Genomic DNA, 16944 nt, shown 5'->3' on the forward strand with positions numbered 1-16944 from the left:
AAAAACATCCCGCTCTCAGCGGGATGTTTCTTGTAATGAAGGAAAGGACAAACCGAGCTTTTGAATCCGCACCACAAATTCCCTCAAATCGCCCTGCTTGGCCACCATTGATATTCTGACATAACGCTTTCCGCCGCTGCCGAAAATCTCGCCGGGCGTCACGACAACATGGGCATGCTCCAGCAGATAGTCCGAAAACTGGTGTGAAGACTCGAATTCATTCGGAATTTCAGCCCAGACATAAAAAGTCCCTTTCGGTTTTTCAATGCTCCAGCCTAATTCCTTTTCACATAACGCCGTGAAAAAGTCAATCCGTTCTTTATATGTGCGCTTCAGACGCTCGGTATGCTCAGGATTTCCTGACAGCGCCGCCGCTGCCGCCTGCTGAAGACCGCCGAACATGCCGACGAAGACGTGATCCTGAAACTCATTTACCGCCTGAATGATTTTCTCATTCCCCACGGCAAATGCCATTCTCCAGCCAGCCATATTGAAGGTTTTCGAAAATGAATAAAGCTCCGCGCCGACCGTTTTCGCTTCTTTCGCCTGAAGAAAGCTGGCCGGGTTCTGATCAAATTCGAACGCGCCGTATGCAAAATCGTGAATAAGGTGGATGTCATGTTTTTTTGCAAACGCTGCCGCTTTTTCATAAAACGCCTGATCCGCAGTCGCGCCCGTCGGGTTATTCGGGTAATTCAAAAACATCAGCTTGGCTTTTTTCAGGACGGCGGGATCAATCCGCTCAAAATCCGGCAAATAGCCGTTTTCCGGATGAAGCGGCATCTCATGCAGCTCCGCTCTGGCCATTGTAATGCCCGATAAATACTCAGGGTAGCCGGGGTTCGGGACTAAGGCGATATCGCCGGGATTCAGCAGGCATTGCGTCAAAACGTACAAACCAGCTTTCCCTCCGCCGAACAGCGCGATTTCTGTCTCCGGATTGACCGATACCCCGTACTCTCTCTCATAAAATTCCGCGATGGCTTCTTTCAGAAACGGATAGCCTCTGAACGGGCCGTATCCGTGATACGAAGGATTCAGCGCAGCCTCCCGCAATGTTTCAACGATATGCGGCGGTGTGGGGAGATCGGGATTCCCCTGCCCGAGGTTAATAATCTGGGCTCCCGTTTTCTCCAACTCTTTTACCTTTTGAAAAACGAGCGAAAATTCCTGTTTCGGAAGTGTCTTGATGACGTCGGACGGTATGATTTCCATCTGAAAGGCTCCTTATAAATGAATTTGCTCTGATTCGTTATTCCGTTCTGAAAAGGATTTATTGACCAGTTTTGTATGCAGAAACAGCCCGCTGACCAAAAGGACGATAAACGCCATGATGACTGCCGCGTCTACAATGTTGATCAGCATGGAACCGACGGCGATGCACAATCCGATGGACGCCTCCGCCACCGAAAAGATCCGGCCCTGAATCTGGTTCGCCGCGTTCTCCTGAACTTTGACCTTTGCCAGCACTTCACCGTATTCCATTGCGATAAAGAAAAGAATGGCGGCAATGACTGACACGGCGAAAACCGGGGTAAACAAAAACAGCGCAAGCGAGACGATCGATAACACTGTAAAATACATCAGCCCTTTATTGTTGTTAAAGCCCCATTTGCTGACAAGAGCGGCGCCGATAAAGCCGCCGAAGCCGATACAGAACGTCAGGATGAAATTGCCGATTTCCCCGTCGCCTAAAAAGCGGCTGACAATCGGGAAATAGCTGTAGACAACACCCCACAAAAGCGCCATCGTAATCATCGTGAACATGGCATTTAACACAAAAGCATTTGTTTTGATTTCCTTCAGGCCTTCTTTAAACGACTGAAAAGCTTCTCTCACGTTTTCTGACTGAATCGGCACGTATTGAAGCTTAATGCGGCTGATGAAAAACGCGGAGACAAGATAGGTCACCCCGTTAAACGCGACGGCAAGCTCCACAGAACCGCCCAATAGAAAAAGTCCGCCGGCTGCAGCGCCGACAATAATCGAAATCGTCGTGGCTTTTGCAAACAAAGTGTTGATATTTTTAATATCCGCTTCTAAAGACGACATGACCGCGAGACGTGCCGGGTTAAAAAACACGCCGCTTCCGTAAGAAACAAACAGCAGCGCCAGAAAAAGCAGCGGATATTCGCCTTTCGGGAGAAATGTCAGCCCCAAAAAGATGACACCTCTGATCACATCCGTCCACAGCATGATTTTCACCCTGTCGAGCCGGTCCACGAGCACGCCTAAAAACGGCTGAAACACCATCGGAATACTGCGGACCGCGATGACGCCGGACGTCACCCAGTAGTCGTGATAGTATGTAGACAAAATGAGCAGGGCCGGGAGAACGCAATAGTCTCCCATAAACGAAAGCGCCTGCCCGAAAAGCAAATACTTAGAGTTCGGTTTCAGCTGTTTCATACCGGTAACGCATACTTTGCAGTCAGCTTCGCCTGCTGCTGAATTTGTTTGATTGATTCGGCCACGTCACCCGAATTGCTTCCTTTCAGCTCAAACGCCGCAATGCTGTTGAACGCTTCGAACAGCCGCAGATCCACGGATGTACCCGCTTCGGCCGCTGAGAAAGAAACGATTTCGGTGTCTCCCTTTAAGACGCCGTCGGGAATGTCAATGCTTTCAATGACGAAATCGACAGCCGTCTCAGGCAGCTGGCCGTTCTCTTTGAAATGCTGAGGATACAAGTGGCAGTCGGCGACATAGCATGGCTCCTGCTCCAATAACCCTTTCGGCAGATCGGCTTCTTTTCCGAAACAGAGAACATCCAATAACAGCTGCGCCATATCGACGCCGAAGACCTTTTTAATATTCGGAATCATGTTCCAGCCCGCAAATCGTGCCGCTGATTCAATCAGTCCGGCTTCCCGGTTTTTCATTAATTTTATTTCTGTATGTGTTGCGCAGTTTTCGAGGCCGAGTCCTTCATTCGCCTTTTTGGCTGCTTCGACGATTTTCCGCTTCGCGTCATCATCCAAGATGGACGGCGTAATATGCGATGTCTCCGTGAATCCGATTTGCGGTGTTTTATCATGAATCGCGACGGGGAAGTATTCCCCGTCGGCCATGATGCCTTCTATGCTGATATAGTCGGAATAACCGCTTGTTTCGTACCAGTCGTCATACTCGCCCTGCAAAAATTCTTCCGCGATAAACGGCGCTTCAAACGTGACCGCTTTCGGTACGTTGATCGACTTCAGGTATTCATTGACTCTGTTAAATTCGGCTTCGGCCGTTTCCATCTCTTTGATAAGCGTCACGCCGATGGAGCTCGCCAGATATGTAGGCTTCAGAATGAGCGGCGTTCCGATTTCCTGAAGCGCGGCGCGGAAATCTTCCAGCGTCGTCACCCGTTTGTTTTTGATAGACTTGACGCCGGCCCGGTTGAAGGCGGCTCTCATTTTGTTTTTATCTCTGGCATTTTCAGCGGCCTGTACGCCCGCTCCCCGCAGGCCGAGACGTTCACACGCTTTTGCCATCGGAGCGATAAACAGTTCATTGTTGGTCGTAATGGCATCAACCGCGAACATGCCGGCCACCTTGACGATTTCTTCGACTACTTCTTCCTCAGGTTTATCATGATCTTCATGAGCCCAGTAAATCGAATCGGGATGCTCAAAATCAGCCAGACTCTTAAAATAGTCTTTATCTTTAATGACCGCGACCGAGTATTTTTCAATCAAAGCTGCATGAGAGGCTGTAATTGCAAAAGGTCTCGGAATAAAGCTGACGAGGTTGTATTTTTCGGCTGCGCTTTTGTAAAACATATGCGGCGGGCATCCCCCAAGGTCAGCGATAACCAATACTGTTTTTCTCTCCATATGTAAACACTCCTTCTCTATTGTGCGGTGTATCCACCGTCTGCGGTGATCGCGCTTCCGGTCATATAGCTTGATAAATCCGAGGCGAGAAACAGCATGACGTTCGCTATTTCTTCAGGCTTGCCGAGTCTCAGCAGCGGATTGACTTTCGCTTTTTCTTTTTTGATTTCTTCAAGCGTGCCTTCATTGTTTTCAAGGAACGACTTTTCATTCAAAGGTGTGTCAATGATTCCCGGGCACACGCAATTGACGCGGATGTTGTGTTTGGCGTAATCGACGGCCATCGAACGCGTCAGCTGCAATACGCCGCCTTTAGAGGCGTTATATGCGGGAATGTCGGGCCATGCAACGACTCCTCCGACGGAGCACGTGTTAATGATATTGCCCTTGCCGCTTTTGAGCATATACTTGAGCGCGTGCTTGCTCATAAGAAACATGCCCGTCAGATTGACGTTGAGCACCTTGTCCCAATCGCTCAGCTCCATCTCATGAATCGGGGCGACAATTTCGATGCCGGCGTTATTGATTAACACGTCCAATCCGCCGAACTTGTCCGCCGCTGACCGGATGGCGTTTTGACATGCCGGTTCATCTGTAATATCCGTCCGGACAAAATACAGCCTGTCATTGTTTTCTTTCCGGATCATCGCTTCTCCCTGCGCCTCATCAATATCCGCGACGACCACATTCGCCTGCTGATTCAGAAACGCCTGAACCGCGGCATAACCGATGCCTGATGCGCCCCCTGTGATGAGGACGGTTTTATCCGTCAGGTTCATGACTCTTTCGCCTCTAATTTTTTCGCTTTTGCTCTGTTATAGCGCGGAGGGAAAAAGATATTGACTGATTTTGAATCTTTTTCAAATCTGTTGATGGCGCCGTGATCTTCTCTCGGATCGCAGAAATAAGCTGTGCCGAATGTCATATCCACTTTGCAGCCTTCAATGGTCATATCATAGCCGCCGCCGATGCAGATGCCGATCTGTTCATTGCGGTGTTTATGGAACGGCATTTCTCCCCCGTTGCCGGGAATGTTGGCAAGCATGATTTCCACCCAGTCTTCCACGAAGAACGTGACTTCCATCCCAGGCAATAAGTCTCTCGTTTTAAAAATATTCAAAAAATAGCCCTCGGGGCTTGTGTAGGTTTCACCGGCTTTCAGGCGTTTGATATCAATGGCGATCACTTCTTGATCCGTCTCATTTCTTGCGCCGTGAGGCACGTTAGGAGGCGCGATATAGGCTGATTCCAGCGCTGTCATCTTTCTTGTGACATCTCCGACAGTCATGGACAGCTCACCGGAAACGACAAGGCCGATTTGGACTTCCTTATGCTGATGCGGTTCCACGTTTGTATGCGGCGGAACGTAAGAAAGCAGAACTTCCGTATCTCCTCTGACGGACGAATATTGTCTTACTCCGTTATCCCATTCTATTAATTTAGGCGTCGGGAAATAAAGTTCCTGCAAATCTTGTTCAGTTTTCATCATGAATCTCTCCTTTTCCGAATAATGACCAGCTCATGGGAATGCTTTTAAATGTTTTGACAAAGTGAAGGCCGTACTTTTGTCTGGCCAGCTCATTTGTCAGCGCGATGTCGGACAAACCGTCCTTCACTCTTTTCGCGGCTGCGCTCGTCGAGTTCACCAGATCAAACGTGACATCTTTACGGGTAAAATACTTAATCAAATTGATAGGAGACGGGTGGGATACGATGACAGCCTGTTCAAGCATGTCATCCGTATATTCAAAACCGGGCCGGACAGCCAGGCCGTACATCGGGGTGTCGCACCTGAAAATTTGCAGAAGCTGCAGATCCGGTCTCATGTAGAAGTGCTTAATGCCGTCATACGCGTGAGGCACAATTGTGTATTCCAGCGGACTTTGAAGCGTTTTTTCAATGCACGATTCAAATGTATCATGCAGTGATAATTTGCTGTTCACCCCTTGGAGAAGGGTAAAATTGGTGATGAAGTTTTTTGCTGCGTACTCACTGCTTGTCCCTTCAGGACCGAGCGTGTTGATCGTAATCAGTTTAGATATTGAATAAGCCTTGCTTTTTGTTTGAATGCTATTATCCAATATAATCATGAGCACCAACCAATCTGTTAAATTTTAAGTAAATATTATCCATAGATGTTCAAGCTGTCAATATTATTTGAAAATATTGATAATTATTCCTATATATTAGAAAACACCCTATGACATAGGGTGTTAAAATTAACATTTATAAAATTATAGAAACTTTATTTTACCGATACAATGATTGGTCGGCCTGATGCTCATATTTCCCATACCTTCTGTATGCGAAAACGCTGAGGACAAAGCCGATGAGGGTGACGGCCGCACAAATAAATCCGACAGCTGCATATCCGTATCCGACATAGACCGGACCCATGACAGCAGAACCCAAGGTGACGGCCAAATTGGACGCCAGGCTGTAAAATGCCATGATTTTGCCCCGGCGGCTCTGTGAGCAATCACTTAAAATGGTGCTGAGCAAGGTCACCGTCAGGCTTTGCATCAATCCCCAGACGAATAACCCGATGACCAAAAACGGCATTGATGACGGCGCATAGGCGAGACAGGAAAGCCATATGCTGATCACGGCCAATGCCGCGATCAAAGAGCGCATTTTCCCCGCCTTATCTGCGATTTTTCCGGTGAACACGCTCATGGAAAAACCGATTCCGTACACCATGATCAGCAGCCCTGAAGCTGTATTTCCCCCCGGCAGCACGCGGTGAAGATAGGTGCCGAGAAAGGAATACATGCCGTAAAAACCGATCATGTTGCAAAAAGTGATCGTGAGGTATACAGGGACACGTGGCACCTTCAGCGCATCCCGGAAAGTGCCTGCCTGCCGTCCGTTTTCCTCTTCTGTTTTATCCCCATCCGCCGTGCTGCGGCGCGCCTCAATGAAAATGAGCGAAGCAACGAGGACAGACATGAGGGCGAAAATCCAAAACGTCCACCGCCAATTCAAAACACCGCCGATAAAAGAGCCGATCGGAACGCCGAAAATCAAAGCGAGCGACCAGCTTGACACGATCAGACCCATCACCTTGCCGCGGTACGCATAAGGCACACGGTCGCCGACCACCGCATAAGCTGTCGGCACAAACGCACCCGCCGCAAGCCCGGAAAGCGCCCTGCCCAGAAAGAAGAAAAAGAGATTGTGCGCCAGCGCGCAGATCACCGTGCCGGCCGTAAATATAAGCAGCCCCGCCATCAGGCTGAGCTCCCGGGAATATTTATCTCCCAGCGGAACGAGAAGCGGCGCGCCGATAAAAATCATCACTCCGTAAATACTGATGGAAAGCGCCAGCACACTGACATCCGAGCTGAAAGCCCGCGCTAAATCCGGAAGCAGCGGAGAAATCACCAGCTCTTCAGAACCGGCGGCAAATACGCCTAATGTCAAAGCAAGCGCGAGACAGATCGGAAATCGGCGTTTCGTTTCGATGTGATCGGTTTGTTTGCTGTTCATGCTCTTTGAACACCTCTTCCGTAAAACTTTTCTACCTTTTGTTGTTTTATAGTTTAGCATCCTTATATTTCATTTTACATTTCACATGAAAACTAATTCCAATTTTTTATTTACATTCAGATTTTAAATAAAATATTTAGTTTGTATTCAATAAATGATATAAAATACGCCGTCCGGTTATGCTATAGTGATAGAATCATCTGTTAAGGTGGGGGTCATGGAATGAATAACGCTGATTCAAAGGCCGCCCGCGCAGGCCTCGGCATGGTACTGATTCTCGGGACGCTCGCTTCATTCGGGCCGCTTTCGCTCGATATGTATCTGCCCGCGTTGCCTGAAGTGGCGGCCGATCTTCATACGACAGCGTCACTTGCACAGCTGAGCCTGACGTTTTGTCTTTTGGGGCTGGCGGTCGGGCAGATCGTTGTCGGGCCGCTCAGTGATATGATCGGGCGCCGGAAGCCGCTCATTCTGTCATTGCTGCTTTATACGCTGTCTTCTTTATTATGCGCCTTCAGCCCTTCTGTTTCGTTTTTAATTGTCATGAGGTTTATTCAAGGATTCACCGGGGCGGCCGGAATCGTCATCGCACGGGCTTCCGCGCGCGATATGTATTCCGGAAAAGAATTGACGGCTTTTTTCTCATTACTGATGCTCGTCAATGGGGCGGCGCCGATTTTAGCGCCGATTACAGGGGGATTTATCCTTCAGTTCGCCGGCTGGAAAATCGTATTTGTCGTGCTGGCGGTGATCGGCTGTATCATTTCCGCCGCCGTGCTTACGGCGTTGCCTGAATCACTCCCGCCGGAAAAGCGGACAAGCGGCGGACTCCGGGAGACGCTGATGACGTTTCGCGGCCTGCTTGGCGACCGGATGTTTATGGGATTTGCGCTCAGCCAGGCATTTGTGATGACCGGCATGTTCGCATATATTGCCGGGTCGCCGTTTGTACTGCAAAACATCTACGGCGTATCAGCGCAAATGTTCAGCCTGCTGTTCGCCGTAAACGGTGCGGGAATCATATGCGCCACCCAAATCACCGGACGGATGGCTAAAACACATGATGAACGGAAGCTGTTTGTCTCCGGGCTGTTGATCGCCGTCATCGGAAGCATCGCTTTGCTTTTATCACTTGCGTTTGGTTTAGGCCTGACGGCGGTCTGCATTTCTTTATTCATCATTGTTTCTTCTGTCGGGATCGTCACGACGACGGGATTTTCTCTGGCTATGCAGAAACAGGAGAAAGGCGCGGGAAGCGCTGCGGCTCTTCTCGGACTCCTGCCCTTTATCGGCGGTGCGGCTGCCGCTCCCCTTGTCGGTATTGCCGGAGAAGAAAATGCCTGGCCGATGGCCGTCAGCATTTTCGGTTTTCAGTTCTGTGCCGTTCTATCCTATGTGCTGTCGGCCAAACGAAAAACAAAGTAAAGCCCGCCGCTTTTTGCGGAGGGCTTTTTTTCTTATCCGGCAGCGCCTTTTTCCGAAGAAGCCGGCTCACGCTTCAGGCGTTTTTTGATACCGAAGTGATAATACGCGTAACAAATGATCATCAGCGGGACGCCGCAGTACAGACCGATACGCTGGTCGGGGATAAAGATGAGACTGATCAAGATAAGACCGTAAACCGAAAATCCGAGAATCGGCACGATCGGATAAAGAGGCGTTTTAAATGCCAGGTCTTTCAGATTTCCTCCTTCAGCGAGAAAGCGTCTCCGGAAAACGAATTGTGAAGCGCAGATTGACATCCACGCGACGACGGTAATCATACCGGAGATGGAAATGAGCCACACATACACCGTTTCAGCCGCGAATACACTTGTCAGCAGGGATAAACCGGAGATGGCGATGGTGATGGAAAGAGCTTTCAGAGGCACGCCTTTTTTCGTCAGTTTCGTTAAGGAAGCGGGGCCCATCTTAGTTTTTGATAGGGACCACATCATTCTGGACGAAGCGTACAGCCCGGAATTCGCCACCGACAGCATGGCGGTCAGAATGACAAAGTTCATGATATCAGCCGCATAGGGAACGCCGATTTTATCCAGCACAGCCACAAACGGGCTTTCGATGACGCCTGCCGTTTGGTACGGCAAAATGGACACGAGAACAAACATCGCCAGCACGAAGAAAAACAGCGTCCGCCATATGACGTTTCGGATTGAGCGGGGAAGCGTCTTTTCCGGATTTTCGCTTTCTCCCGAGGCGATTCCGACCAGCTCGGTACCCTGGAATGAAAAATTCACCATGACAAGGGTAAACAGCACGGCTTGGGCGCCGTTCGGGAAAAGCCCTTTGTCCGTCGTAAAGTTTGACAGATACGGAGCCGTCTGCCCGCCGTTAAAACCGACAAAGCCGAATACCGCAGCGCAGCCGAGAATAATAAACAATACAATGGCCATGACCTTAATGCTGGAAAACCAAAATTCCATTTCCGCAAAACTCCGCGCAGACAGCGCGTTAATGGAAAAAATGACGACGCCGAATACAAGGCACCACACCCAAATCGGAACGGCCGGAAACCACCGCTGCATTAAAATCCCCGCCGATGTCAGTTCAAGCCCCACTGTGTTGGCCCAGCTGAATGCGTACATCCATCCGATCGTAAACCCCGTCGACGGCCCGAGAAACTTTGCGGCATACGCCTGAAATGATCCTGCGACCGGCATGGCGACCGCGAGCTCCCCCAAACAAAGCATCACCAGATACATTAAAAATCCGCCGATCACATAAGCCAATATCGCGCCGATCGGTCCCGCTTCACTGATCGTAAAACCGGAGCCCAGAAAAAGCCCCGTCCCGATCACGCCGCCGAGGGCGATCATAAACAAATGCCGGCCTTTCATCGTGCGCTGCAATTCAGTTTGATTGGTATCTCCCTGCATATACATCCCCCTTATTCCGTTATGTCAGCCATTTGTGCGTATGTCTAGTCGGTAGCTGTGCAAAAGGTGCATTGTCGTCTGCTGAATGAGCTCCGGCAGCACATGGAATGTGTACGGCTTGTACACGCGTTCCGTCCATTTATGGCCGTCCTTTCCGTATACCCCTATATTGACCGACGGAATATTCAATTCCCTGATTTCTTTAAAAGGAATCGTCCCGATGACATCCCAGCCCGGAAAATTATCTGTAAAGGCGGAGACCTCCTCGTCTGTTTCATGCAGCGATAAAAAGCTTCCGTCCGCTAAATAAGGGAAAAACTTTTTAAAGGCGAATGTTTCTCCGGTTGACGCCGCTGTTTTATCGACGGCTTCTTGAATGACATGCTGCAAAAGCCGGTCCCGTGTGCTCTCTTCTTTCAGATAATTGTGCGGAAGGTAAGGCGGCGCATAGAAAATAATGACCTTGGCTCCCTGCTCAGGATCGAGTTTTTGCAGTTCCTCGACGGCTTTAAAGCATCTCATCCGCAGTTCAAGATGTTCATATGTTTTAAATGTCTGCTCGATACACTGTGCAGGGTCTATCCCGCGGTTTCTCAGCCTTTTCAGGTAATCTTCCAGACTGTACACTTGAACGTTCCATGACATCTCTTTTTTCGGCAGGCTCGTTCTCTCGCAGTATTCGTCATAATAATCAGATAATTTTCGCTCTGTCTCTCTGCAGGCTTCGTCAACCACGGCAGTCAGCTGATCCATGACTTCTTTGGCGGTTTTCTCGTAAATAAAATAATTAAAATAGACATAGCTGCTGACGGCGGTCTGCACGTTATACGCTTCCTTATTGTCACGCTGGTACAGGCAGGTCGGCGGAAGCACAAGCTCCCCTTCAATGTTTTCCGCCATATGAATATTGTTGTGAATTCTTCTGGTGATTTCTGATGCGATCAAATTCGGGTCGATGCCGGACAGCGTATCACCGACGTGCACCTCCCGCCCGTAAATCGCAAAGCAAGGCAAAAGCTTCCCTGCCGCGCCCGTGTAGATGTACCTTGTCGTGTCACCCTCATACAGCGGCGTGATAAAATCGTTATTAATCGCTGCTAAATAACGAAGATGCTTTTCTTGTTTCAGCCGTTTTAATTCAGAAATGCTGGTTAAAATGCCGGAATGCTGGCTTTCTTCATCCGGGTTTGCCATGAACAGAATATGGCCCGGCAGCTGATCGCGCCGTTCAGAAAAGTGAAGCAGATTGGCAAGATGAACGGCAATACCGCTCTGCATATCAACCGAACCCCTTCCGAACATCCACTCGCCTGAGCGGGCGTCCCGCTGCACATCCCGATCAAATTCATAGTTTGAGAAATACTCCGCGAGACGGTCGGAATCAAAAGCGATATCTTTTAAAGGGCCGAAATCCTCGATGCCGACCGTATCAAGATGAGCGTGATAAATGACCGTATTCAGGCTTTCGCCGCTTCCCTCAATAAATGCGAAAATATTTTTGCGGCCGTAAGGGTCCTCAGGAATCGCCTGCTCCCACACATGTGACGGATTCTCCTGAAAGTAAGGAAAGCTCTTAATCATATCTTTGATATAGTCGGCTTTTTTTCCTTCTCCCAATGTGCCGTTGATGCTGTTTAACGCCACCAGTGATTTCGTAATGGCTTCTATTTTCTCCTCCGGAAGCATTTTGCTGAGCTGCTGATACATGTTCCATCCTCCTTACCCTCATATAGAGAAAATAGCGCGACTCTCTTTTTCATCGCGCTATTTCCGAAAGATTAATAGGCTTCAGACGTTGTTTTTGCCTGCATATGAAGAATCAGATAGTCAGGTCCTCCGGCTTTTGAATCGGTTCCTGACATATTGAAACCGCCGAACGGCTGGTATCCGACAATCGCTCCCGTACATCCGCGGTTGAAGTATAGATTCCCGACGTGAAAATCTTCGCGGGCGCGTTCAATGTGCGCGCGGGTTTTCGATAACAGAGCGCCCGTCAGTCCGTAATCGGTATTATTGGCAATCTCAAGCATATGGTCGAAATCACGGGCTTTTGAGATTGCGACGACCGGCCCGAAAATTTCCTCCTGCATCAGGCGGGCGTTTTCATCAACATCCGCAAAAATGGTCGGCTGAATAAAGTATCCTTTTGAATCATCACCTTCGCCTCCCGTCAGGAGTTTTCCTTCTGTTTTGCCGATTTCGATATAACTCATGACTTTATTATAAGATGCTTCGTGGATGACTGGCCCCATGTATGTATCAAAATCTTCCGGACTTCCGACGGTGAGTGATTTTGTTAAAGCGACGGCTTTTTCAACAACTTCATCATAGACGTCCTGATGAATGACCGCACGGGAACCGGCTGAACATTTTTGGCCTGAGAATCCGAAGGCGGAATACACGATTGAGGAAGCGGCAAGATCAAGATCAGCATCTCTGTCTACAAGCACCGTATCTTTCCCTCCCATTTCGGCAATGACCCGTTTCAGCCACTTTTGTCCCGGCTGTACTTTTGCGGCGCGTTCATAGATGCGGCATCCGACCGCGCGGGAGCCTGTAAACGACACAAATCTCGTCTTCGGATGCTCAACCAGATAGTCGCCGATTTCTCCTCCGTCGCCCGGTATGAATTGGAGCACGCCGTCCGGCAGGCCCGCTTCTTTCATCACTTCAACAAATTTCGCCGCCACGACAGGCGCCGCATCCGCCGGTTTCAGCAGTATCGTGTTGCCTGTTACGATGGCTGCCGCCGCCGTTCCCGCCATGATCGCAAGCGGGAAGTTGAATGGAGAAATGACGATTCCCACCCCAAGCGGCTCATAGTGATACTGATTATATTCTCCGTCACGGCTCTTTACAGGGGAACCGTCTTTCAGTTTCAGCATCTGACGGGCATAATACTCTAAAAAATCGATCGCTTCCGCCGTATCAGCATCCGCTTCCTTCCACGGTTTTCCCGCTTCTTTCACTAGATAAGCGGAGAATTCGTGCTTTCTTCTGCGGATGATCGCCGCCGCTTTAAACAGCACATTCGCGCGGTGTTCCGGCCGTACTTTTTTCCATGTCTGAAATGCCTGCAGCGCAGCCTGCATGGCCTTTTCCGCAAGTTCTTTTCCGGCGGCCGATACAGAACCGATCACTTCTTTTTTATCTGCCGGATTGACGGAAATGATCTTTTTATCCGTTTCAATCGCTTCACCGTTGATGATAAGCGGATAATGCTTGCCGAGCTGTGAATTCACATAAGCCAGCGCTTCCTGAAACGATTGTTTATTTGTCTCTTCCTGAAAATTTGTAAATGGTTCGTGTGCGTATGAAACTGGCATTAGAATTCCTCCCCGTATTTTGTAATGTGTGCTCACGCTTTATGAAGATGCAAGAAGCATACCAGCATAGCAATTTGTGATAAAAAAAAGATAATCTTTGCCGAAAGCGGACGAAGCTTGTCCGAATCTGTCAGCTGCAATCTGAAAACGCAAAGAAATTTTGCGATCCGCTATATAACTGATGCAAAATCTCTTTGCGGATAACACTTATACCCAGCCGCGGAACCGGGCCGCTTCAGCCGACTTTCTGATGCCCGTCATATAGGCGGCCAAACGCATATCGACTTTGTGGGTATGCGCTGTCTGATAAATGGATTCAAACGAATTCACCATGACGCTGCGCAGTTTTCCGGCGACTTCCTCCTCAGACCAGTAAAAGCCTTGATTATTTTGCACCCATTCAAAATAAGACACCGTCACGCCGCCGGCGCTTGCCAAAATATCCGGCACGAGAAGCACGCCTCTTTCATTCAGAATTTTCGTGGCATCTATCGTTGTCGGGCCGTTTGCCGCCTCCACAATGATTGAGGCTTTAATGTGATGGGCGTTTTCAGCCGTAATCTGATTGGAGATTGCGGCAGGCACGAGAATATCACAGTCCTTTTCCAGCAGCTCCCGGTTCGTTATGACATCCGTGAAGAGATTCGTCACCGTGCCGAAGCTGTCCCGCTTATCCAACAGGTAATCAATGTCAAGGCCGTCAGGGTCATACAAAGCGCCGTGGGCGTCTGAGATGCCGATCACCTTGGCGCCGGCGTCATGCATAAATTTAGCGAGAAAGCTCCCCGCATTTCCGAACCCCTGAATGATGATCCGTGCATTTTCCAATGGAATCCCTTTTTTCTTAACGGCTTCCTCAATACAAATCGTGACACCTTGCGCGGTCGCTGTCTCCCGCCCCTGTGAACCGCCGAGAACGATCGGTTTGCCCGTAATGAATCCCGGTGAATCAAATTCTCTCAGGCGGCTGTATTCGTCCATCATCCATGCCATAATCTGTGAGTTGGTATATACGTCGGGAGCCGGAATATCCTTTGTCGGACCGACGATCTGGCTGATCGCACGCACATATCCGCGGCTCAGCCGTTCCAGCTCTCCGAATGACATCGTCCGCGGATCACAGATGATGCCGCCTTTTCCGCCCCCGTAAGGAAGATTTGTGATGCCGCATTTTAAAGTCATCCAGATGGAAAGCGCCTTGACCTCTTCTTCACTGACTTCCGGATGAAACCGCACGCCCCCTTTTGTCGGGCCGACTGCGTCATTATGCTGTGAGCGGTAACCCGTGAAAACCTGTACTGAGCCATTGTCCATTTTGACAGGGATGCGGACGGTTAAAAGCCGCATCGGCTCTTTCATCAGTTCATACATATTGTCAGGATAGCCCAGTTTGCGCAGGGCTTCTTTTATGATCGATTGTGTTGACAAGAACAAATTAAGAACTTCTTTTTCTTCATCTTTCTGATTGCTTTTAGAAAGCGGGTTGGCTGACATGTTTTATCACCTCATCGTATTTTACGTGTAAGCTTCAATTACCGGCAGAACAAAATGTAAGCGCTTTTACACCAAAACCCATCAATCCCTTTCACATTGTCGTTACGCCCCTTTTTATATGCAAGATTCATGCCAGCCTTTTGCGTATAAAAAAAAGAGACTGTTGTCAGCCTCTCAGATTAAAGAGAAAGGGGATTTGAAGCCGTATACAGAAGAAACCTTACTGCTTTTATTAAAATTTAATACGTCTTAAACGTACAGAAAACGTTGTTTCTTTGAAGGGGACACTATTTAGAGATATACTTCCTTCCATTTGCTCTACTAATCTCTTAGTAATCGTCAGCCCCAATCCGCTTCCCTGATAATTGGTATTTCTCGAGTCCTCCAATGTGTACATTCGTTCAAAGACACGGTCTTTATGCATTTCATTTATTCCTTTTCCTTTATCTGATATTTCTACAAAAACATCATTATCAGTTATTCTGATCTTTAAACCCACCATCTTACCATCGGAACCATATTGAATTGCATTCGTAATTAAATTATTCAGAACCCTCTCAATTGCATCTTCATCTCCGCTAACAAAGACAGAATCATCGGGTATATCAATCACTACTTCAAATTCTTTGCTGATTAAAATTTCGTAGTAATCCAAAATTATTTTTCGGCTGACTTCACATATGTCAATTCGTGAAGAATTTAATTTTTTATCTCCTGACTCTAATTTTACAAGTTCAAAAAAACGGTTTATTAACGCTAATACCTCGACCGTTTTTAAATTAACTGTTTTTAGTAAACTCATAACCTTTTCCGAAGTCAGACTTTTATCGTTATTTATAATTTCAATATAACCTAGTATAACTGTTAAAGGCGTCTTTAGATCGTGTGAAATATTTGATAACATTTTTCGCATGGACAGTTCAATACTATTGCAGTTCCCTTTGATCTTTTGATTATGGTCTAAAAGACGGTTTATTTGAATTAACAAGGATTTTATATATTTATCTTCCGTGTTAAGCAATAATCTTTCGCCTGTCTCTTCATTAACAACTTTTCGAAGTTTATTTCTTATATATTTAATCTCAGTCCTTAGATTTAATCGGCTTCGGAAAAGAAATATATTTACTGCCGCAGAGCATATGAATAAAATAACCAACATATAAAACAATTTAAAAATCTCCCAACTTATAACCGATTCCCCACAACGTTTTTATGTACATTGGATGAGATGGATCGTCCTCAATTTTCTCTCTAAGCCGTCTAATATGAACATTAATTACATTCTCATCTCCATGATACTCATCTTCCCATACGGATTTATAAAGTTGAGACTTAGTATATACTTGTGAAGGATTAGAAATAAAGAGTTTTAAAATATTAAATTCTTTTGCCGTGAGATTAATCTTTTCATTGAATTTTTTAACGGAAAAGCCATGCAGGTCAACACTTAAATCACCTATTTTAATGATTTTTTCTTCCTTTGAAGACAGGGAGCTCTTATAGTGTCTTTCTCTTCTAATGGTTGCTTTAATTCTGGCTATTACCTCCAGCATAGAAAAAGGTTTAGAAATATAATCATCAGCCCCGAGGCCGAGACCAAGTGCCTTATCTACATCTTCATCTTTTGCAGACATGATAAGAACGGGAACCATACTTTTGGAACGAATCATTCTTAAACATTCCATACCATCTATCTTCGGAAGCATTAAATCCAACAATATAACCTCAAACTTTTGGGTGTTCAATATGTCTAAAGCTTCTTCACCATCAAAAGCTGCTGTTACTTCAAACCCTTCTTTCGTTAAGCTTTCGCTTACCATATCGCTTATGAATTGGTCGTCTTCTACAATTAATATTTTGTAACCCAAGCTTTCCGCTCCTTAAATATAAAACTGATATTCTTAATTCACTGTTTATTTCAATCATTATACAGAT

14 protein-coding genes are annotated in these 16944 nt (G+C 47.6%); 1 reads left to right on the top strand and 13 read right to left on the bottom strand.

The window, feature by feature from the left end:
- Positions 1–15: 15 nt before the first annotated feature.
- From bacF to SB847_RS14565, 7 genes are all read right to left on the bottom strand, one after another.
- A complete protein-coding gene (bacF, locus tag SB847_RS14535) occupies positions 16–1215 on the bottom strand; it encodes a transaminase BacF (RefSeq protein WP_410564046.1) in 1200 nt (399 codons plus the stop codon).
- Positions 1216–1227: 12 nt separating this feature from the next.
- Positions 1228–2409 (bottom strand): bacilysin exporter BacE, encoded by a 1182-nt coding sequence (gene bacE / locus SB847_RS14540; protein ID WP_410564049.1) that lies wholly within the window; start codon positions 2407–2409, stop codon positions 1228–1230.
- Positions 2406–3824 carry an alanine--anticapsin ligase gene (gene bacD / locus SB847_RS14545; protein WP_014419149.1) on the bottom strand — a complete coding sequence of 473 codons (1419 nt, stop codon included), beginning with the start codon at positions 3822–3824 and terminating at the stop codon, positions 2406–2408. The genes bacE and bacD overlap by 4 nt, the downstream gene beginning before the upstream one ends.
- Before the next feature lie 17 nt (positions 3825–3841).
- Positions 3842–4603: a dihydroanticapsin 7-dehydrogenase gene (bacC, locus tag SB847_RS14550; RefSeq protein ID WP_410564051.1), complete on the bottom strand. Its 762-nt coding sequence runs from the start codon at positions 4601–4603 to the stop codon at positions 3842–3844.
- Positions 4600–5310 (bottom strand): 3-((4R)-4-hydroxycyclohexa-1,5-dien-1-yl)-2-oxopropanoate isomerase, encoded by a 711-nt coding sequence (bacB, locus tag SB847_RS14555; RefSeq protein ID WP_322435785.1) that lies wholly within the window; start codon positions 5308–5310, stop codon positions 4600–4602. The genes bacC and bacB overlap by 4 nt, the downstream gene beginning before the upstream one ends.
- Positions 5300–5914 carry a bacilysin biosynthesis protein BacA gene (locus SB847_RS14560; RefSeq protein WP_032875842.1) on the bottom strand — a complete coding sequence of 205 codons (615 nt, stop codon included), beginning with the start codon at positions 5912–5914 and terminating at the stop codon, positions 5300–5302. Before SB847_RS14560 ends, bacB begins: the two co-directional genes overlap by 11 nt.
- 160 nt (positions 5915–6074) lie before the next feature.
- Positions 6075–7313, bottom strand: coding sequence for an MFS transporter (locus SB847_RS14565; RefSeq protein ID WP_108725258.1), 1239 nt, complete (start codon positions 7311–7313; stop codon positions 6075–6077).
- Between the two features lie 222 nt (positions 7314–7535).
- Here SB847_RS14565 and SB847_RS14570 point away from each other — a divergent pair, with 222 nt between their 5' ends.
- Positions 7536–8738 (top strand): multidrug effflux MFS transporter, encoded by a 1203-nt coding sequence (locus tag SB847_RS14570; RefSeq protein ID WP_047936279.1) that lies wholly within the window; start codon positions 7536–7538, stop codon positions 8736–8738.
- Between the two features lie 32 nt (positions 8739–8770).
- Here SB847_RS14570 and SB847_RS14575 read toward each other — a convergent pair whose 3' ends face one another.
- From SB847_RS14575 to SB847_RS14600, 6 genes are all read right to left on the bottom strand, one after another.
- Positions 8771–10189, bottom strand: a complete 1419-nt coding sequence (locus SB847_RS14575; protein WP_012118711.1) for an amino acid permease — start codon at positions 10187–10189, stop codon at positions 8771–8773.
- A 24-nt stretch (positions 10190–10213) separates the two neighbouring features.
- Complete coding sequence (locus tag SB847_RS14580) at positions 10214–11896, bottom strand: M20 family metallopeptidase (RefSeq protein WP_410564057.1); 1683 nt, start codon at positions 11894–11896, stop codon at positions 10214–10216.
- A gap of 71 nt (positions 11897–11967) precedes the next feature.
- Positions 11968–13515, bottom strand: coding sequence for an L-glutamate gamma-semialdehyde dehydrogenase (gene pruA, locus SB847_RS14585; RefSeq protein ID WP_410564060.1), 1548 nt, complete (start codon positions 13513–13515; stop codon positions 11968–11970).
- Between the two features lie 207 nt (positions 13516–13722).
- Complete coding sequence (locus SB847_RS14590) at positions 13723–15009, bottom strand: Glu/Leu/Phe/Val family dehydrogenase (protein ID WP_044802439.1); 1287 nt, start codon at positions 15007–15009, stop codon at positions 13723–13725.
- Positions 15010–15241: 232 nt separating this feature from the next.
- Positions 15242–16177: a sensor histidine kinase gene (locus SB847_RS14595; protein ID WP_140957692.1), complete on the bottom strand. Its 936-nt coding sequence runs from the start codon at positions 16175–16177 to the stop codon at positions 15242–15244.
- Position 16178: 1 nt separating this feature from the next.
- A complete protein-coding gene (locus SB847_RS14600; RefSeq protein WP_014419158.1) occupies positions 16179–16877 on the bottom strand; it encodes a response regulator transcription factor in 699 nt (232 codons plus the stop codon).
- Positions 16878–16944: the final 67 nt, after the last annotated feature.

The organism is Bacillus sp. SIMBA_026 (genome assembly GCF_046535335.1).
Taxonomy (GTDB): domain Bacteria; phylum Bacillota; class Bacilli; order Bacillales; family Bacillaceae; genus Bacillus; species Bacillus velezensis.